Here is a 19,693-nt window from a genome sequence, read left to right on the forward strand (position 1 = left end):
TGGTTTTAATTCTCTCTACAGTTGCATCTTTTTTGGGGAACTGGTATACAATAATTCTCTGGTCGCTGACCTTTAATTAAGATGAAAAATAGAAGTATTGAAACGGCAAAATCAAGTCTTAAGTCAAAAATTGTATGGAAAAGTCTGCTACAAGGAAGTCGCACCAGTACATTTTTTAGTGAAGTATTAAGTAACAGCGGTCACTTTTTAATTCTGAAGAGTTTATCAGACTTAATATTAGCTGGTTTCTTCAAATTTATCACAGACCCAACTGAATATTTACTGATAGTAGCAATGCTTGTTCAGGCTTGGTATCTGTCGAACTCGAAATGCCACCGTTTTTGGGGAAACCTGATCTGCGTTGGCATCTATACGCTGATTGATGTGCCGATAGACGGGCTAGATTTTTTCCAAAATCCTAGTCACGTTGTCTTTTGGTTATTTTCTCTGATGATTGCTACTTTGCAAGGATTGCGATTCCATTGGGCTAAGGGTATTGATGATTGGCTGATTCCACTGGAAAGTTTGGTGAGGGCTCTGATGGTGGTAGCTTTTTATGTTGTGATTGGGATTAAGTCTCAATATTTAATTGCTAATCTAGAATTAATTGTGACATTTGCGGGGACGGCAACGCATTGGTTTCTTAGTTGGAGTATGGTGTTTATCGGTTTGCTTTTAGGGTTGCAGTCGGTACAGCTTGTCAAACAGAGAAAGCAGCTACAAAAAACTGCTCAACTACTGGGAAATATGGCAGAATGGGGGATGGGAAGTCATGTAGTAGAAACAGCGCTTAATAATCCAGCAGGTTTGGCTTTTCAAAAGTGCGATCGCACGATTTTATTTATGGATATTCGCGGTTTTACAAGTTGGTGCGAAAAAACTTCCCCTGAGACAGTTGCAGCGGTTCTAAATGAATATTACCGCTGTGTTGAACCAGCAGTTGCTCAGTTTAAGCCTTTAAGAATAACATTTACCGCCGATGAAGTCATGGCGATTTATGCTACGCCAGAGCAGGGAATTGCTGCGGCTAAATCTATGAGTAAAGCTGCTTTAGAAATGCTTGAATTATATGGAATTGGTGCGGGCTGCGGGGTGCATTGCGGGAGCGTTATTGAAGGGCTATTTGGTGGTGAAGATGTTCGGACTTATACGGTAATTGGTGATGTTGTCAATACAGCAAAACGCTTAGAAAGTGCCACGCCTGGTGGTGCGATTACTATTTCTGATGCTGTTTATCAAAGGATGTCACAAAATCTAAGGGTTGAACCTTGCGAACCGATCGCGGCTAAAGGTAAAACCGCGACTTTAATTGCATGGCGGTTAATATAGCTAGCCGTCATTCATGACGAATTTAATATTATTGGTTTTTCCGACCATCGGGCATGGTAGTTCCTCCCATACTGGCTCGATCGAGACTAGCACCATCCATGTTAGAATTACGGAGGTTAGCATTAGAAAGATTGGCATCTCTCAAGTCCGCAAAGCGCAAATCTGCACCGTCTAAATTAGTATTGGTCAAGTTAGCTTTCCTGAAATTAGTATTGCTGATTCTGGCTCCTATTAAAACTGAGCCACTTAAGTCGGTGCGTGCTAAGTTAGTGTTGACAAAATCTGCTATCTCGAAAGTACCTCCGCTGAGGTTGGCGTCTGATAAATCTGCTCCGGTAACGATCGGATTTTTTAAGGTGAGGTTAACTAATTTTACACCTCGGAGGTCGCAGCGGATGCAGCTTTGAGTTAGCAGCAGGGTTTCGACGTTGGCGTTGATTTGCTCAATTTCCTGTTGGGATACCTTTTCGGCAAATTCGGGGGAGACGTAGCCGAGGTTTTTGGGGTCGTCTTTTTTGGGTGGTTGGGGAGTTTTTGGTTGGCCGATCGCACTTAGCCCTAGTCCCACCTGGGGACACTCTGGAATTGCTGCAAACATCAGTAGCGAGATCGACAATATTGTAATTTTTTTCATTGTATTTTTTTTCATATATCGTTGACAAAATACCATTTATATTTTATCTTATAACTGAGCTAAATTGAGCTCAATAAATCCAAATTTAAATAAAAGACTTCGGAACCATCCGGTGCGCGAATTAATTTTTCAACAGCCGCAGGTAGTTGCTGTTGGCGGTACAATAGGGGAATTTCGCAAAAAGCTGCTTCGGAAATTTCTAAAATCTTCGGCATATCAGGAATGGGAATTCCCAACCGCTCGCCTTGATTGAAAGTGCAAACAATTAGGTAGTTGCAGTCAGCCATACTTTTAGTGGATTTAAATATTTTAGATAAATCAATTAGCGTAATTAGTTCTTCCTGATGCCTGACTAAACTATTACCACTATCTAAAAAACCGTAGGGATTAAAGTCTTTGACAACGCGCTGTACTCGTTCAATGGGAACAGCATAATAAACGCTGCCTAGGTCAAAGGAAACTAATTTGCGGGCCGGGGATCTGGCATTAGTTTGTTTCTGGTTGCGGAAGCGGCGATTGTAGTTGGCGTGAGTCATGTCGATTTGGGATTGTGGATTGAATATTATTGAACCGCGAAGGCGCGAAGGACGCGAAGGAAGAACCCCCCTGCCACCCTCTACTCCCCAAGGGGGAAGGAAGAAAATGCTGTTCTTTCTTCGCGCTCTTTGTGTCTTCGCGGTTCGTTAATCATATTGTTTGATGTTTGATTAGTTTGGGGATGGCTTCTAAAAGTTGGGCTTCGCTGTAAGGTTTGGTGAAGTATTGATTTGCGCCTAGTTCCATTGCCATTTGGCGGTGTTTTTCGCCGCTGCGGGAGGTGAGCATGGCTACGGGAATTTTAGCAAACCGTTGGGTCGATCGCACCGATCGCAAAAATTCAAATCCATCCATCCGGGGCATTTCAATATCCACAATCGCTAAACTGCAATCGAGACCGTTTTGCAACTTTTCCAGGGCGTCCAAGCCGTCCTTGGCTTGCACTACTCGATAGCGAGCTCTCGTCAGCATCAATGACAGCAATTGCCGAATTGTATAGGAATCGTCTACCACTAAAATTTGCGGTGCATGACTCGAAGTTGGTGCTAAATGTGGTACTTTACCAGACACAGGGGCGATCGAACTATTTGCTGAAGGTTGGCCCACCAAATCATCCACATCCAAAATAGTCACCACTCGCCCGTCTCCTAAAATCGTACTTCCCAAAACCCCGCGAGGCTTAGACAGAGGCGATGGTAAGGGTTTTACCACAATTTCCTGCTGACCGATGAGCCGTTCCACGGCAACCGCTAGCATTCCTTCGCTAGAAGCTAAGACTAGCACCGGAATGTGCTCTTGGGTTAAAGGGTCAGGAGAGGGGGCATCGGGGCCTAAAACGCTATATTCGAGCAAGTCTTGGAGTCGCACTAAACGAATAAATTCCTCCCGCCACCACAGCATGGGCTGATTTCCGGCGGTGTGCACTTCGGAGGCTTTGATGTGGAGAATTTCCTCGACTGCATCCAGTGGTACTGCTATTTTATTGCGATCGGTCTTCACCATCAAGGCGTCAGTAATCGACAGTAAAAGTGGCAGTTTGATGATAAAACTCGTGCCTTTTCCCAGGCGAGAATCCACCTTTACAGTGCCTCGAACCGTCCGCAAATTCGCCCGTACCACGTCGAGGCCAACTCCCCGCCCTGAAAGGTCGCTCACTTCTTCGACTGTGCTGAAACCAGGCCAAAATAGAAAATCGTAGAGTTCCGCAATCGAAAAATCTTCGGCTTGTTCCTCTGTCGCCAAACCCTTTTTCACAATTTTGCGGCGAATGATTTCCGGGTCAATTCCTTTGCCGTCATCGGCGACAGTGATAATAGTTTGGCCACCTTGGTGTCGGGCTTCTATTTCAATTTGACCGCTGGCTGGCTTGCCCATTTCCTGCCTAATTTCGGGGATTTCGATGCCGTGATCGAAAGCGTTTCTGACTAGATGTATTAAGGGGTCGCGCAAAGCATCAAGCAAACTTTCATCAATTTTAGTATCTCTTCCTAATAGCAGCAGGTTAACATCTTTATCGTAGGTGAGACACATATCCCTGAGTGCTCGCGGCAAGTGATCGACGGCGCGGCTGAAACTGACAACTCGCAACTGCATGACTCGGCTGCGTAGCTGTTCGGTGATGCGACGCAGTTGGTCGATACTGCGCTCGAATCTCATGGATAAGGAGTCTAATTTGGTGGCAGATTGAGCAATTGTTTCAGTGGTTTCGATAACTTCGGAGGCTGTAGAGTGGAACTCTGTGTATTGATCCATTTCTAAGACATCAAAGTGAGAATTGGGTCTAGAGGATTTGCCGTTAGTAATGGTGGGAATTTCTTGGTTTAGTTCTGCAAATTTTCCGATTCCTAGGTTGTCATGGGCACTTTTCCAGTCTCCAAAGCTCATCCTGTCATATTCTTCTCGCAACTGACCGCCGAATTGGTTCAAATCGATAATACTGCGACGGATGCGCTTGACTTCGCTGCGGAGTTCGGATTCTTGAAGTTCTAAGTTGGTACGGTTGATGACTAATTCCCCGACTAGATTGACTAATTCTGTCAAGCGTTCTAAGTCTACTCGGATTGTGGGGCGCTGGGGGCTGGGGACTGAGGATGGTGTAGGGGCGGTGGATGGTGCGTGGGTGTCCTTGGTTTTGGGTTCTGGTTGGCTTTCTTCCTGAGTGGGGGGGGAGATTTTGGGGGGGTCGATCGCCTTTCCTGCTAATATTTGCTGACGTGCGGTTTGTAGGTTTTGAGCAATCGCCCAACCCTGGGATTGCAACTGTTCTAGTGTTAAATCCTTTGAGTCGATCAAATCTCTGAGGGGTTCGGCAACTTTCCCAAAGTCTGGCAATTGCAACATTCCAGCTAAACCGGAGAGTTGGTAATAAACCTGGTTGAGTGCGGTGACGCTGATTGCTAAATCAGCCTCTGAAGCTTGGGAAAGTTCGGTTTCTAGGCGATTTAAGACTGGTGGTAATTCGTGTTCAAAAATCAATTTCAGGGTTTCTGGGGCGGGGGATTTGCTGATTACCGGAACTGCCGGTGGTTCTGGCCTGCCGTATTGACGCTCGAATTGAAGTTGAATTTGGGCGATTATCTCCAAGTTTTCTGTTTGATCGGGACTGCTGACATCGGAGTGGTGAATTGATTCGGTAGTAATTTTTTTGAGAGCATCCACACCTTGTAGCAATAGAGTTACTGTTGTCTGTTCTAGGGCTGACAAGTCTGTGCGATCGCGAAAAATGACAAAACACTCCTCCAGAGTGTGAGCTGCGGCAGATACGTTGTTAAACCCCAACATCGAACCAGCACCTTTGATGGAGTGAGCCGCTCGAAACATTTCTTTTACTGCGGCTTCTCGCTGTTTTAAATCACCAGATTCCATTCCCAATAAGTTGCTCTCCATTGATTGCAAAAACTCTTGGGTTTCAGCGGTAAAAGCATCTATTAATTCGTTTAAGTCGATATCATTCATATTAGTCAGTGGGCAGTGGCCAGTGGGCAGTGGGCAGTGGGCTGTTGGCAGTTGGCAGTTGGCAGTTGACAGTTAACCATCAGGACACTCCAAAAGCCCATTGGTGTCAACAACCAGGTTCATTCCACAGTCCGACAGGGGTTTAAACCCCTGCCTCAAAGCTAAAGTCCTCTTAAGAGGACTGAAGAACTCATGAGTCCTCTTAAGAGGACTTTAGCTATTAGACAGGGAATTCATTCCCTGGCGGACTGGCGGGTAGGCGAGAGGACTGGCGGTTGCTATAGCTTAAGTTGACACCAATGGGCATTGCCGTGTCCGACCTGCTGACAGTCAACTGACAACCGTCAACTAACTCCTAAAATTCGCGACTGACTTTTGCAATTTAGAAACAGAACCAGACAGATCGTCCAAAGATGCTTTAACATCCGAACCTTTTTGAGCAGTTGTATTCGCAATCTCATTCACTTGCTGCATACTGTTAGAAATCTCTTCAGCCGAAATAGTTTGTTTGGCTGATGCACGAGTAATATTTTGCACCAAAGCATTCATTTCGCGGCTAACTTCGATGATGGCATTCAGGTGAGTTTTAGCTTCGCTGGCGAGTTTAGTACCTTCCACTACTTCCAGTGTCCCTGATTCCATTGCCTTCATTACACGACTGATTTCTTCTTGAATTGTACCGACAATTTCGGAGATTTCTTCCGTCGCACCGGCGGATCTTTCTGCTAATTTTCGCACTTCTTCGGCTACAACCGCAAAGCCTAAACCTTGTTCGCCCGCGCGGGCTGCTTCAATGGTAGCATTCAGGGCTAACAAATTAGTTTGGGAAGCAAGTTGAGAAATAGATGTCACAATTTTGCCGATTTGTTGGGAAGACTCGCCCAAACGTTTCATCATTTTTGAGGTTGAGGCGATTGTCAATCGGAGTTCGTTAATGCCTTCTACAGCTCGATCGACCGCCATACCGCCAGCCTCAGCGGTGTGAGAAGACTGTTGGGCGACTGTTTCGGCACGCACCGAAACATCTCGCACGTCACGGATTGAATTGACAATGCGATCGATTTCTTGCATGATGGCAGATATTTTGGCTGCTTGAACTTCTGCTTGTTGCGTCAGTTGGCTGGTATTACTAATTGACTCATCGGTGGCTGATGTTACCTGTTCTGCTAAAGTTTGAATTCCTGTAACCACTTTTCGCAGGGAACCGATCAGGAAGTTGAAGGAGTCGGCGACAGCGCCTAAAACATCGTTATGAACTTCTGCTCTGACAGTCAAATCGCCTTGAGCCGCGCCTTTAATTTCTCCTAACAATTTGAGGACCTGCTGGGTCATTGAATCAGCTTCTGCTTTCCGTTCTGCTGCTAATTTTTCTAGTCCTTCTTGTGCTTCTTTTCGTTCATTGATGTCAAAGCGGATGGCAATATATTTAATAATTTTACCATGGGTGTCAAAGATGGGGGCGATGGTGGAATCTACCCAATAAAACGAGCCGTCTTTGCGCCGATTTTTTATTTCACCCTTCCATACCAAGCCGCGAGAAATCGTCAGCCACATTTCTTGAAAAAATGATTTGGGATGATAGCCGGAGTTGACGATGCGGTGGTCGCGGTTGAGGAGTTCTCCCATACTGTAACCAGATATTTGAGTGAATCTTTCGTTGACGTAGGTGATGATGCCTTTGAGGTCTGTTTCGCTGACGATTGCGGATTCATCGAGGGCATTTTGCCGCGTTTTGAGTTCTTGCAGTAAGCGTTCTTGTGACTCTGCTAACTGCTGCATTCGCTTGGTAGATGCTTTTTCTTCGGTGATGTTGCGACAGACAACTACGCCACCTTGGATCGCCCCTGTTTCGTCTTTGAGCGGCCGGCCGTTAATTTTTACCCACACACCCTCTGGCTTGCCTGCGTGCCTGGTGAAAACCTCTGCGTCGTCAACTATTTCTCCTCGAATGGCCCGCGTTAAAGGTATGTCGGCGGTGGGATAGGGAGTGACTCCATCGCTCAAAAATAAACCGTATTTTGCCGACCACTCGTCGGGCAGTGTGTCTGTTGAACCCAAGCCAAAGATATTTTCGGCGGCGGGGTTGAACAGGAAAAAATTGCCTTTTGTGTCGGCTGCAACTACGCCTTCACCAATGCTATCAATTAGCAGTTGCAAGAGGTTTTTTTGCTGTCTAAATTCGGATTCGGAACGGGCTAACTGGGCGGTTGTTTCTTGTAATTGACTAATTGCGTGTTTGCTGTCGGTAATGTCGCGAGCCACTGCATACATGATCTTTTCTTGGTGTAAAGGTCGTGATTTCCACGACAGCCACTTGTAGGAACCGTCTTTGCAGCGGTAGCGATTTTCAAACGCGATTGTTTCGACTCCCTGAGCTATTTTGTTAGCTTCGGATACGGTATGTTGGCGATCGTCTGGATGAACAAAATTGAGAAAAGGTTGTTCTTGTAGTTCTTCTAAAGTGTAGCCGAGGGTTGTTGCCCAGGCGGGATTGACGCGCTTGAATTTGCCTTCAAAATCGGCGATGCACAGCAAGTCTAGGGAAAGGGTGAAAAACCGATCGCGTTCTTGTTCTGCTTGTTTGCGATCGGTAATTTCGACTGCTACTCCGCCGACACCGATCGGCTGACCGGTTTCTCCTGGTAAAGGAAAATATGAGGCTAGCCAATATCGCTGTACGCCCGGTTGACTGACGGTTGTGCCGGAAACTTCTATGTTTAAAAACGGTTCGTTGGTGGCAAGAATCTGCTGCAACATGGGCTCTAGGGTGTGAACCATTTCGGGTACAACTTCCCTCAGCGTGCGCCCTAGGTGTTGGGCAATTGAAGGCCCGGTGGTTTCGGTCAATTTTTCATTTACTTGCACGAACCGCAGTTGGTCATCGAAGATAAACATGGCGGCTGGGGCGGCTGCAAAAAATGCGTCAAAGCGGGCTTGACGCAAGGCGAGTTCTCGTTCTAGGTTCTTGCGATCGGTCACTTCCAAAATGAAAGCCCCAATCCCGATCGGCTTGCCATCTTCTCCCGGTAGCGGAAAGTAAGATGATAGCCAATCCCGCATGACATCTGGCTGTGCGGTAGTTGGATTGGAGTGTTCCATGTTTAAAATGGCTTGGTTGCTACTCAAAACCTGCTGGTACAGAGGGAAGGTGGTTGATGCCATTGCTGGTTCAACTTCCCATAAGGTTTTGCCAATGTATGCTGAAACTGGCTGGCCGCCAAGTTCGGAGAGTTTTTCGTTGAACTGCACGAAGTGGAGTTGTTCGTCGGTGATAAACATTCCCGCTGGTGAAGCGGCGAAAAAGGCGTCAAAGCGGGCTTGACGCAAGGTTAGTTCTCGTTCTAGGGCAATGCGATCGCTGATGTCGCGGCCTTCTGGAATTAACAGCACGACTTTGCCGCTCTCGTCTTTGATGGGTTTGAGGGAGAAGTCAATGGTTGTGACGAAACCTCCGGTAACTAGGACTTCCGCTTCGTAGCGAACTACCTCGCCGCCGGCGGCTTTGGCGACAGCTTCTCGTACCCGCTGCTTGACTTCTGGGGAAATATCCCACCACGGGGTTTCCCAAAACGGCTTCCCTACTATGTCTTCAATCCCCACATCAGTGGCCCAGAGGGCTGTTTGGTTGACTTCTAACATCGTGCCGTCGGGTTCTAGCAGACCTATAAATTGGAACGATTGGTCAAAAATGGCTCGGAACAGTCTTTCCCGATCGCGCAACATCTCTTCTGCCCGCTTGCGATCGCTGATGTCGCGAGTAACCGTCGCTAAACCCAAAGGCTCTCCTGTTTCTGGGTGTTTAACTGTAAATAGACTGTAGTCAACGGGAATGCTCTTGCCGGTGCCAAAGTGCTTGAACCGAAACTCGCCACGCCAATAGCCCGTTTCCATGACTGTGGGCATAATTTCTGCGGTAAATTGCTGGAGGTCTTCTGGAAAAAAGAATTCCCCCGTATTCTTAGTTTTGAGTTCTTCGGGAGAGTTGAGTCCCACTAGCTTGATGCCAGCGGAGTTCAGGTAAAATGGCTCTCCCTCCATTGTTGCCATGCCGATAAAATCCGAGCTACTTTCGACGATCGATCTCAATCTTTGATTTTCGATTTCGGCTTGCTTGCGCCCTGTAATGTCGTTGTTAGTTTCTAAAATTGCTTTGGGTTTTCCCTGTTCGTCTCGCTGCAAATTCCAGCGGCTGAATACGGTAATTTTGGTGTGGTAATTTGTAGTATGAATCAGTTCTCCTTCCCAATATTCCCGATCCTCTAACTGTGCCAATATGGTTTCTAAAGGTTGGGGAAATATGGTAGTAAATAGAGTATGAGTGCATTTGCCTAAAGCTTCTTGTTTCGTGAAGCCGTACATTCTCTCAGCGCCTTGGTTCCAGTAATTAATCGTCCCGTCTAGTTCTCGAATAATCAAAGCATCGCTGGCAAGGTCGAGCATTTGCAAGTTTTGCTGCATGGCTTGTTCCGTGAGCTTGCGATTGCTAATGTTTCGGGCGATGGTTGACAAAAATTCCACTTCTCCATTTTCAGATTTGTGAGCAATAATTACTTGAGAAACTGGTATTTCTTTACCGTCTAAAGTCTGCCAAATTATCTCGCCACTCCACACTCCGTCTCGGCAAGCTGCGGGTATGCCGACTTTCACAATAGTGTCCTTACTTTTGGGAGATATCACGTCAGAAATGCTGACTCCTGCTAAATCGGTACTGTCTCCAACATTCAATATTTCTCTGGTGGCGCGGTTCATATAAAGACTGTGCCCTTTGGCATCTGCCATAGCTACCCAGTCTGTTGTTGCTTCTAAAATTGATTTGAGGCGTAATAGCTGTTTTTCGACTGCGGCGCAATCGCTAATTTCTTGTTGCAATTGTGCATTGGTTTGGGCAATCTGTTCGGTTCTTTCGTACACTCGCTGCTCTAGTTCTGCGGTTAGCTGCTGCAATTGAGCTTCGGTTTGTTTGTTTTCGGTAATATCCCGACCTTCGGCGAGGATTTGAAATACTTCCCCGGCTTCATTTAATAGGGGTTTCAAGGACAGGTCAATTACTGTCACTTGCTTATTGAATCCGGTGATTTCGTATTCTTCTCGGACAAATTTGCCGGCGGATACTTGTTTGATGTGAGTTTTTAGCTGTTGCTGGTTTGTTGAGGATGATGCCCACCAAGGTGTATACCAAAATTTCTGACCCAGCAAATCTGACGGTTCGTAATCACCAAATTCTAGGGCTGTTTGATTGGCTTCGATTAGAGTACCGTCTGGTTCTAATAGCGTTATTAATTGAAAAGCTTGATCGAAGATGGATTGAAATCGCTGAGTAGTTTCACTTAGGGCTTGTTCTGTGTCTTTTTTAGCTTGCAGAATTTGGGTGGAACCTACTAATAAGCTGTAGCGGTTGGAGAGGCTTAAAAAGGCGATCGCCGGAATTACAGTAATCCAATCGGACACTGTTTGCAAAACAGGGGAGTGTGGCAATCCTAAGTGTTCTGCTGCGTGGCCGCTGTGCCCCAAGGCACAACTCCAAAATATGAATGCTGTGACTGTGGCGAAGGTGTCGAAGCCGAATTGGCGGTTTCGCCACAAACCTAAGCTAATCAGTGAGGCGATCGCAAAGTAACACAAAGAAATGATACAATTGGCTACCCCAAGCAGTAATGGCTGGGAGATGTCTGGTAATGTTAGGGTAAAAGTTGTTGCCACAAAGTCATAGATAAGTTGCATAAGTTAGTTGTTATTGGTTATTGGTTAGTTGTTATTGGTTATTGGTTAGTTGTTATTGGTTATTGGTTAGTTGTTATTGGTTATTGGTTATTTGCAATTACCCATGAACCATTCCCCATTCCCAAATCAAAATTATGCTCCTTACCAGCGTTCGGAATGGGCGATCGCTTCTACATCCACAATCATGAGTAAGCGTCCATCACAATTGTACAAACCTTTGAGAAAGGGGGCGAGGTCAGAACTGACGTCTATGGCGGAGACAATGCGATCGGGATTCAGAGGTAAAACTCCTTCAACGCGGCAGACAGCTAAGCCAATGCGGATTTTAGACAGTCTTAAGTCTCGCGGATCGGGCGCTTCCACAACTAAGATGCGACTGCTGGAATGGTGGGTATCAACTGGTGCGATACCTGTGAATTTACCAAAGTCTGCTGTGGCTAAAATTTCGCCTCGCAAGTTGGTTAATCCCAGCAAAAATGACTGGGTGTTCGGCACCGGCGAAATGGGTTGTTCTTTGAGGGAAAGCACTTCCCGCACTGTTTCTAACTCGACGCCAAACAAACTGTCTGCTTGAGCGAAGACGAGAAATTGCTTTGTTCCATTTGTCTGATTCCCTGTACTGCCAGAAGCAGTTGTTTTCATGGCTTATTTTTAGTCTCTAGTGTAGCTTAAAAAAAGAAATTATGTGCTATCTGTTTGCCCTTAGTCGATCGCCGGAACTCGCCCTTGGCAAAATTTCGCCCTAGATCCCTGTGACACTATAAAAAAATATCTATCTTTGAGCAGGAGTTTATTTTGATAGCAAACGCTGTACAATGTTGACAAGTTGCTGAGGTTCAAAGGGTTTGCTGAGGTAAGCATCAGCCCCTAAATCAGTTCCCCAAGCTCGATCGATCTCGGTGTTTTTATGAGTACAAAATACTACGGGCAAATATGCGGTTTTGCGATCGCCCCGCAATTCTCGAATCACCTCAAATCCGTTCATTCGTGGCATTACTACATCTAAAACGACCAGATCCGGCGCTTTTTCTTGGATACGGGCGATCGCTTCTGCGCCATCTCCCGCCCGGATCACTTCGAGTCCCACATCTTGAAGAATGCGACAGATGATTTCTAGTTCGCTGGGAACATCGTCTACTACTAAGATTTTTGACATGGTTCTACACTTCTTTGCTATTTTTGACGGTATATCGGTTTTATTGGCGGCGCTGCGATCGCCTCTTTGACTTTAGCGCTTGACGGATCAATTCACCCCAATGCAAATACAAATATAACTCACATACCGATTTTAGATGTTAGAGGAGACTATTAGACATCTCCCAAAATGATGGTGGAACAGGCATCTTACCTGTTCTTTACCAGCTTTTGAGGAGAAGTCTCTTGAAGAAAGCAACCCCGTCAGTCTGTCGGCGAAGGAATAAATCTGTTCCCAAATCAATGGGATAGCAGGTTTTCTGTTTCTCCAGGGATGAATCCGCCGGTATGTACTGTGGATGCTGGATTGTCAAATCGATCGGTATGAGAGAGACTGCGATCGGTTACAATTCAGGGTTAGACAAAAAACAACACGGAGAACACGAAAGTATGGTAGCCATTGGAACCAATCTAAACATTGCGACCCTCGAAGCAGAGTACAGCACAAAAACACCGCGAGATATTCTTAAATTTGCCCTAGAAAAATTTGACAATATTGCAATTTCTTTCAGTGGCGCAGAAGATGTAGTGCTGATCGATCTGGCTTCAAAACTCACCAAAAACTTCCGCGTTTTCACCCTAGATACCGGAAGATTGCATTCCGAAACCTATCAGTTTTTAGAACAAGTTAGAAAACATTACGGCATTAAAATAGAAGTAATGTTTCCCGATGCAGCGGAAGTACAAGCCTTAGTAGACGAAAAGGGATTGTTTAGCTTTTATGAAGATGGGCACAAAGAATGTTGTGGCGTGCGAAAAGTCAAGCCACTGCGCCGGAAACTAAATACTTTAGATGCGTGGATTACTGGCCAACGGAAAGACCAAAGCCCCAGTACCCGCAACCATATTCCGATGATTGAACAGGATACTGCATTTTCTACTCCCGACCATGAATTAATTAAATTCAACCCCTTAGCAAACTGGTCTTCCGCAGAAGTTTGGGATTACATTCGTGCTTTGGATGTCCCCTATAATAAACTCCACGAACGCGGTTTTGTCAGCATTGGTTGCGAACCTTGTACGAAAGCAGTATTGCCAAATCAACACGAACGGGAAGGTCGCTGGTGGTGGGAAGAATCGACATTAAAAGAGTGTGGTTTGCACGCTGGTAACGCCCAAAAACAGTAACTGTGGCTGGGGAGTGGTTGCGCCTACAGTCTTTCTGGTGAAAGATGAATTACCATCGAGAATAGGTAATAGGTAATGGGGAATGGGTAATAGCTAATAAGTAATGGGTAATAGCTAATAAGTAATGGGTAATACCCTATGCTCTATGCTCTATGCCCGATTCCCGATTCCCGATTCCCCATTCCCGATTCCCGATTCCCCATTCCCGATTCCCGATTCCCCATTCCCCATTGCCCCCAACCAAAATTTATATACTACAATGTATAATACACAAACAGGAGCCAAAATCCTTGGAACTCAAAAAAATCCGAATCGAAGCCCCTTGAATGTGCAAAAATATTCAAGCAAACACTACTAAATCCTAAAAGGAGAAATTGTTGTGGATTCCAGATATAACCCCGCATCCATAGAAGAAAAATGGCAACAGACATGGGCTGAGCAAAACTTAGACCAAATGCCAGAAGATACCCAAAAGCCTAAATTTTATGCCTTATCCATGTTCCCCTATCCATCAGGAAACCTGCACATGGGCCACGTCCGCAACTACACAATTATTGATGTAATTGCCAGACTCAAGCGGATGCAAGGCTATCGTGTATTGAATCCGATGGGATGGGACGCTTTTGGTTTACCCGCAGAAAATGCGGCCATCGAGAGAGGAATTCCCCCCGCCCAATGGACTAATCAAAATATTGCCCAAATGAAAGACTTATTTCATCGCCTAGGCATTTCCTTTGATTGGACAAAAGAAGTTACAACTTGTTCATCCGATTATTATCGCTGGACTCAATGGATTTTCTTGCAATTTTTAGCAGCAGGATTAGCATATCAAAAAGAAGCGACAGTTAATTGGGACCCCATCGATCAAACAGTCTTAGCAAACGAACAAGTCGATAACGAAGGTCGTTCCTGGCGTTCCGGTGCCAAAGTAGAGCGCAAATTATTGCGACAATGGTTTCTCAAAATTACCGATTATGCCGAACAGTTATTAAATGACTTAGACAAATTGCCAGATTGGCCCGAAAGAGTCAAATTAATGCAAGCCAATTGGATTGGCAAATCCGTCGGCGCTTACTTAGAATTTCCCATTGTGGGGATGGAGGAAAAAATCGCTGTTTTCACCACTCGTCCCGATACAGTTTATGGTGTGAGTTATGTTGTATTGTCCCCGGAACATCCCTTAACTAATCGCGTTACTACACCGGAACACAAAACGGCAGTCGAAAACTTTGTGAAAGAAGTGGCACTGCAAACCGAAATCGATCGCACAGCCGAAGACAAACCCAAGCGTGGCATTCCCACAGGTGGCAAAGCAATCAATCCTTTCAATGGGGAAGAAATGCCCATTTGGATTGCCGATTACGTGCTGTACGAATACGGCACTGGTGCGGTGATGGGAGTACCGGCCCATGACACGCGAGATTTCCAATTTGCCACTCAATATGAACTGCCAATTAAAGTAGTAATTGTGGCAGATGATGAGATGCCGTTGACCGAAGCTTACACCGAACCGGGAATTATGATTAATTCTGAAAGCTTTAACGGTATGGATTCAATTAAAGGCAAAGCAGCGATTATTAAATATGCCGAAAATCAAGGTTATGGCAAAGCGCGAGTCCAATATCGTTTGCGAGATTGGTTGATTTCTAGACAGCGTTATTGGGGTACTCCCATTCCTGTAATTCACTGTCCTAACTGCGGAATCGTACCGGTACCTGCATCGGATTTGCCAGTAGTTTTACCGGAAAATGTAGAATTTACGGGCAAAGGTTCGCCGTTAGCAAAGCTGGAAGAGTGGGTGAATGTTCCTTGTCCGAGTTGCGGCACTCCGGCGAAGCGAGAAACCGATACGATGGATACTTTTATTGATTCTTCGTGGTATTTTTTGCGCTATCCCGATGCGAGAAATGAGGAGCAAGTATTTGATACGGCGAAAACTAATGATTGGATGCCGGTGGATCAATATGTCGGTGGAATTGAACACGCAATCCTGCATTTACTGTATTCACGGTTCTTTACTAAGGTTTTGCGCGATCGGGGTTTGATTAATTGCGACGAACCATTTAAGCGCCTATTAACTCAAGGCATGGTGCAAGCAATGGCCTATAAAAATCCCGTTACTGGCAAATATGTTCCTCCAGCCGAAGTAGATGCGGCAAATCCAAAAGATCCTCAGACGGGAGAACCTTTGCAAGTCTTCTATGAGAAGATGTCCAAATCAAAATACAACGGTGTTGACCCCTTGGATGTTATGGCAAAATACGGGGTTGATACGGCGCGGATGTTTATTTTATTCAAAGCGCCTCCGGAGAAAGATTTGGAGTGGGATGACGCCGATGTAGAAGGACAATTCCGCTTTTTAAATCGCGTTTGGCGGTTGGTGACAGAATTTGCTTCACCCCCCCCAACCCCCCCTTGCCAAGGGGGGGAGAAAGATAATTTCCCGTCTGCCACGCCTTCCCAAGGGGGGGAGAAAGAGGTTTTAAGTAAAGCTGAGCAGGATTTGCGGCGGGCGATTCACATTGCGATTAAGGAAGTGAGCGATGATTTGGAGGGTGAGTATCAGTTCAATACTGCGGTTTCGGAAATGATGAAATTGAGCAATGCTTTGACTGATGCTAAATGTAAAGATTCGCCGATTTATGCAGAAGGAATCAATACTTTGATTCGATTGTTAGCGCCTTTTGCACCACACATTGCTGATGAATTGTGGCATTTAATCGGTAACAGTGAATCGGTACACACGCAAACTTGGCCGATGGTGGATGCTTCCGCATTAGTTACTGATGAAATTACGCTGGTAATTCAGGTTATGGGTAAGACTCGCGGTACAATTCAAGTGCCTTCTGGTGCGGACAAAACTGCTTTGGAAAACTTTGCTCGCGAGTCAGATTTGGCTAAGCGGCATCTGGAGGGTAAGGAGATTAAAAAGGTGATTGTGGTGCCTGGAAAGTTGGTTAATTTTGTTGTTGCTTAGTTGTAACTGCTAATAGGTGTCGTGCACCTATAGGCTCTATACAAGCACAACCTAATTCAGGACTTACTGACTATCAATCTAAAAAACCCGGTTTCTCCGTCGTCAACCTAAAATGACGCAATTACGTTAAGAAACCGGGTTTTTGCGCCCAGGACTATAATTCTCAAAATCCAAGTTGTTGGCGGAGGGCTATTGTTGACTATCTGAGTAGACAAGTTGCCCCCGTCTAACTAATTTTAAGGGAATTTTAGGGTTATTAAGTGCGTCATTTCTAACTTTGAGCTTTTCTTCCCATTCTTTAAATTTTGGTTCTAGAAGTTCGGGTGTGAGTTTATAAATTTGCTTGAGAGTTATGCCTTCATACAATCCAATATACCAAGCTCCAACTTTGCGATATTTTTCAAGTATAATCTCATTCAAATGATGGTGAGTCGTCACGCCACCGCTGCGATTAAGTGAAATATTGATTGTTTTAAGCTCGTATTCTTTTCCTTCGGCATCAATAGCATCATTTCCTTCGCGACCAGGTGATATACGCAGCCCTAAAAGGATTAATAACTGTAAAGTCTTTCCTCCATTATCTTGAAAAATATCGGTAATCCCATATTCATTTGCGAGATTTTGCAATTCTTGGATGCTTTTCATCGCATTTTCTAGCCGTTTAGCATCTGAAATACGTTCTTCTTTTGTAGTAACAGCCTCTTCCACAGGCTCTACAACGGAAGGGGAAACTGGTTCAGCTATGAGTGTGTTAACGAGAGCTTTATTTTCACCGCTTTGACTAAAACTGATTAAATAAGTAGCGGGTACATCAAGGGCTTCAGCCAGAGAAAAAATAAGTTCAAAGGATGGGGATCTTTCACCGCGTTCCAATAAGCTGATATAGTCAGTAATCTTGTCTATAAGTTCTGCTAGTTCGTCCTGTGTTATCCTTTTTTGTCGGCGCAACTGGCTTACTTTTGCCGCAAATTGTCGTCTGGCTTCTTTGTAATTCATGCTCTTTACAATTCATAAAAACGAACTGAAAGTTCGCTTTGTGAATAGTACGAAGAATTTACGGACTAAACAACGTACTGAAAGTACGGATTTGGATGATAATTAAACCAGTTTGTGTCTGTTGTACCTTAAACTAAAATCTAAATTACAAATGAGTAACATTTTGCCGGCGCCAATTTACACCACCAAATACGGTCAATCTTATTTGGGAGATTCTCTTCATCTTCTGAATAGTCTTGCTAGCAATTCTGTAGATTTGGTGATGACATCTCCTCCTTTTGCATTGCAACGCAAAAAGAGTTATGGAAATGAAGATCAAGATTTATATGTTGATTGGCTGCTGGGCTTTGCTCCTGAAATTAAAAGAGTTCTCAAGGATACTGGAAGTTTTGTTATAGACCTTGGGGGTGCTTATCAAAAAGGAATACCTGTACGTTCGCTCTACAATTACCGCGTACTTATTAGGTTATGTGATGAATATGAATTTAAGCTTGCTCAAGAGTTTTTCTGGTTTAATCCTTCAAAACTTCCATCTCCTATAGAGTGGGTGAATAAACAGAAAATTCGGGCTAAAGATTCTGTAAATACTGTTTGGTGGCTTGCTAAAACAGAGCGGCCTAAAGCAAATATTACTAAAGTCAAAGTAGAGTATTCTGAGAGAATGAAAAAACTCTTGAAAAATGCTGATGAATTTTACACGCCCAAGGAACGTCCTTCCGGTCATAATATTAGCGATCGATTTGCTAAAGATAATGGAGGTGCTATTCCATCTAATTTACTAGAGATTGCTAATTCAGAAAGTAATTCTCAATACTTGCGTTGGTGCAAAGAGTTTAATATTAAGGTGCATCCCGCACGTTTTCCCGAAAGATTACCGTCATTTTTTATAAATTTTCTTACTGAACCGGGAGACTTGGTAGTAGATATTTTTTCGGGTTCTAATACTACTGGTCATGCCGCAGAAGAATTATCACGAAACTGGATAAGTTTTGAACAAGAAAAACAATATATTGCTGCATCAATATTTAGATTTTTGCCTCAAGACTCTTTTGGGCAAGCGAATAAATTATATAATCAACTGTTAACAGAGGAACCATCTAGATTTAGTTTACCTCAAAGTAGGCTACTTTTTGAGGTCAATAATTATTGTTTTTGATTTTGCTAAGTAGTCTAATTTTTATTCAGATATGAATCGGCGATTGAAATCGCTTCTACACGAACGAAGTCCGCCTGCACGGACTAAAAGAGATGATTTTAATTGTTAGTTTCAAAAACTAATTGCACGATCGCCCCACAGTCCAATTTTAGTAGAGATTGAGCGCTGCCGCCGTTAACGGAGATTTCTACCCAGCCTTCGGAACCTATTATGGAAATCAAATCTCCCGGCTGGCTGTCGCTGTAGCTTTGGCCGCTGGGTATGAATATTGTATTGTTAAAATTGCTAATTGTGATTGACCAATTTTCGGTTTGAATGCTATGTTTTGGGATATTAGTAATTAGATTGCCAAAGCGATCGCCATATTGAACACAGCCTTCTATACCAGTGGCTGTAATGGCACAATTTGGTATCTGTAACTGTACTAAACTGGCGGGGTCGATCGCCTCTCCCAATTCTTCCAACCGCACCCCAGTGGCCACATGAGCGCCCACAGCAGCGAAAATATCGCGACCGTGGAAAGTGCTGCTGGGTTGAGGTGTGCGCCAGTATTTGGGGTTGGTGAGTTGGACGCAGGCGATCGCCCTTTCCCGACTCAATACTCCGCTAAACAACCCGTTATCGGGCCCGACAAGGAAGCAATTCGCACATTGAATCGCGATCGCCCTTCTGCTACTCCCCACACCAGGATCGACGACGGCAATGTGTACGGTTTCTGTGGGAAAATAAGCATAAGCAGTCATCAGACAAAACCTAGCCGCGGCTATATTTTGAGGCCCAATGTTGTGGGTAATGTCGATGATTTTGAGTTGGGGGTTGATTTGGGCGATCGCACCTTTCATTACTCCCACATAAACATCGCTTAATCCAAAATCTGTCAGTAGAGTTATAGTTCTATTTTTTGACATAAGGAAGAAGGGGGAAGGAAGAAGGAAGAAGGAAGAAGGGAGAAGGAAGAAGGGAGAAGAACCCCCCCCTACCCCCCCCAAGGGGGGAAATAAGAAGGAAGAAGGGGGGAAATAAGAAGGAAGAAGGGGGGAAATAAGAAGGAAGAAGGGGGGAAATA

At 44.9% G+C, this 19,693-nt stretch carries 12 protein-coding genes; 4 read left to right on the forward strand and 8 right to left on the reverse strand.

Annotation, left to right across the window (positions count from 1 at the left end; all coding sequences use genetic code 11):
* Positions 1-81 precede the first annotated feature (81 nt).
* Positions 82-1,329, forward strand: a complete 1,248-nt coding sequence (locus tag AAFP11_RS05655) for an adenylate/guanylate cyclase domain-containing protein (RefSeq protein WP_341736140.1) — start codon at positions 82-84, stop codon at positions 1,327-1,329.
* 28 nt (positions 1,330-1,357) lie between these two features.
* On the opposite strand, the gene AAFP11_RS05660 is transcribed toward AAFP11_RS05655, so the two are convergent.
* The 6 genes from AAFP11_RS05660 to AAFP11_RS05685 all read right to left on the reverse strand — a co-directional run bounded on the left by AAFP11_RS05660 (position 1,358) and on the right by AAFP11_RS05685 (position 12,332).
* Positions 1,358-1,963, reverse strand: coding sequence for a pentapeptide repeat-containing protein (locus tag AAFP11_RS05660; protein ID WP_341736141.1), 606 nt, complete (start codon positions 1,961-1,963; stop codon positions 1,358-1,360).
* Positions 1,964-2,022: 59 nt separating this feature from the next.
* Complete coding sequence (locus tag AAFP11_RS05665) at positions 2,023-2,499, reverse strand: chemotaxis protein CheW (protein ID WP_341736142.1); 477 nt, start codon at positions 2,497-2,499, stop codon at positions 2,023-2,025.
* 151 nt (positions 2,500-2,650) lie between these two features.
* Complete coding sequence (locus tag AAFP11_RS05670; protein WP_341736143.1) at positions 2,651-5,455, reverse strand: hybrid sensor histidine kinase/response regulator; 2,805 nt, start codon at positions 5,453-5,455, stop codon at positions 2,651-2,653.
* Between the two features lie 348 nt (positions 5,456-5,803).
* Positions 5,804-11,176, reverse strand: coding sequence for a PAS domain S-box protein (locus tag AAFP11_RS05675; RefSeq protein WP_341736144.1), 5,373 nt, complete (start codon positions 11,174-11,176; stop codon positions 5,804-5,806).
* A 141-nt stretch (positions 11,177-11,317) separates the two neighbouring features.
* Entirely contained in the window at positions 11,318-11,818 is a 501-nt protein-coding gene (locus AAFP11_RS05680) for a chemotaxis protein CheW (protein WP_341736145.1), read from the reverse strand.
* Positions 11,819-11,966: 148 nt separating this feature from the next.
* Positions 11,967-12,332, reverse strand: a complete 366-nt coding sequence (locus AAFP11_RS05685) for a response regulator (RefSeq protein ID WP_340521844.1) — start codon at positions 12,330-12,332, stop codon at positions 11,967-11,969.
* 326 nt (positions 12,333-12,658) lie between these two features.
* Between AAFP11_RS05685 and AAFP11_RS05690 the strand changes: the two genes are divergently transcribed.
* Both AAFP11_RS05690 and leuS read left to right on the forward strand, forming a co-directional pair.
* On the forward strand, positions 12,659-13,498 hold the full coding sequence (locus AAFP11_RS05690) for a phosphoadenylyl-sulfate reductase (protein WP_341736146.1): 840 nt from the start codon (positions 12,659-12,661) through the stop codon (positions 13,496-13,498).
* Positions 13,499-13,877: 379 nt separating this feature from the next.
* Positions 13,878-16,475 carry a leucine--tRNA ligase gene (leuS, locus tag AAFP11_RS05695; protein ID WP_341736147.1) on the forward strand — a complete coding sequence of 866 codons (2,598 nt, stop codon included), beginning with the start codon at positions 13,878-13,880 and terminating at the stop codon, positions 16,473-16,475.
* A gap of 189 nt (positions 16,476-16,664) precedes the next feature.
* On the opposite strand, the gene AAFP11_RS05700 is transcribed toward leuS, so the two are convergent.
* Positions 16,665-17,471: a helix-turn-helix domain-containing protein gene (locus tag AAFP11_RS05700; RefSeq protein WP_341736148.1), complete on the reverse strand. Its 807-nt coding sequence runs from the start codon at positions 17,469-17,471 to the stop codon at positions 16,665-16,667.
* A gap of 151 nt (positions 17,472-17,622) precedes the next feature.
* On the opposite strand from AAFP11_RS05700, the gene AAFP11_RS05705 reads away from it, so the two are divergent.
* On the forward strand, positions 17,623-18,627 hold the full coding sequence (locus AAFP11_RS05705) for a site-specific DNA-methyltransferase (protein WP_341736149.1): 1,005 nt from the start codon (positions 17,623-17,625) through the stop codon (positions 18,625-18,627).
* Positions 18,628-18,725: 98 nt separating this feature from the next.
* Here AAFP11_RS05705 and AAFP11_RS05710 read toward each other — a convergent pair whose 3' ends face one another.
* On the reverse strand, positions 18,726-19,535 hold the full coding sequence (locus AAFP11_RS05710) for an SAM-dependent chlorinase/fluorinase (protein WP_341736150.1): 810 nt from the start codon (positions 19,533-19,535) through the stop codon (positions 18,726-18,728).
* Positions 19,536-19,693 lie beyond the last annotated feature (158 nt).

It is taken from the genome of Microcoleus sp. CAWBG640, assembly GCF_020883015.1.
Taxonomy (GTDB): domain Bacteria; phylum Cyanobacteriota; class Cyanobacteriia; order Cyanobacteriales; family Microcoleaceae; genus Microcoleus; species Microcoleus anatoxicus.

Excerpts from the sequence above, each read along its gene's own strand:
- AAFP11_RS05655 (WP_341736140.1), top strand. The coding sequence starts at position 82 with ATGAAAAATAGAAGTATTGAAACGGCAAAATCAAGTCTTAAGTCAAAA.
- AAFP11_RS05705 (WP_341736149.1), top strand. The coding sequence starts at position 17,623 with ATGAGTAACATTTTGCCGGCGCCAATTTACACCACCAAATACGGTCAA.
- AAFP11_RS05670 (WP_341736143.1), bottom strand. The coding sequence starts at position 5,455 with ATGAATGATATCGACTTAAACGAATTAATAGATGCTTTTACCGCTGAA.
- AAFP11_RS05680 (WP_341736145.1), bottom strand. The coding sequence starts at position 11,818 with ATGAAAACAACTGCTTCTGGCAGTACAGGGAATCAGACAAATGGAACA.
- AAFP11_RS05700 (WP_341736148.1), bottom strand. The coding sequence starts at position 17,471 with ATGAATTACAAAGAAGCCAGACGACAATTTGCGGCAAAAGTAAGCCAG.
- AAFP11_RS05690 (WP_341736146.1), top strand. The coding sequence starts at position 12,659 with ATGTACTGTGGATGCTGGATTGTCAAATCGATCGGTATGAGAGAGACT.
- AAFP11_RS05660 (WP_341736141.1), bottom strand. The coding sequence starts at position 1,963 with ATGAAAAAAATTACAATATTGTCGATCTCGCTACTGATGTTTGCAGCA.
- AAFP11_RS05665 (WP_341736142.1), bottom strand. The coding sequence starts at position 2,499 with ATGACTCACGCCAACTACAATCGCCGCTTCCGCAACCAGAAACAAACT.
- AAFP11_RS05675 (WP_341736144.1), bottom strand. The coding sequence starts at position 11,176 with ATGCAACTTATCTATGACTTTGTGGCAACAACTTTTACCCTAACATTA.
- AAFP11_RS05685 (WP_340521844.1), bottom strand. The coding sequence starts at position 12,332 with ATGTCAAAAATCTTAGTAGTAGACGATGTTCCCAGCGAACTAGAAATC.
- AAFP11_RS05710 (WP_341736150.1), bottom strand. The coding sequence starts at position 19,535 with ATGTCAAAAAATAGAACTATAACTCTACTGACAGATTTTGGATTAAGC.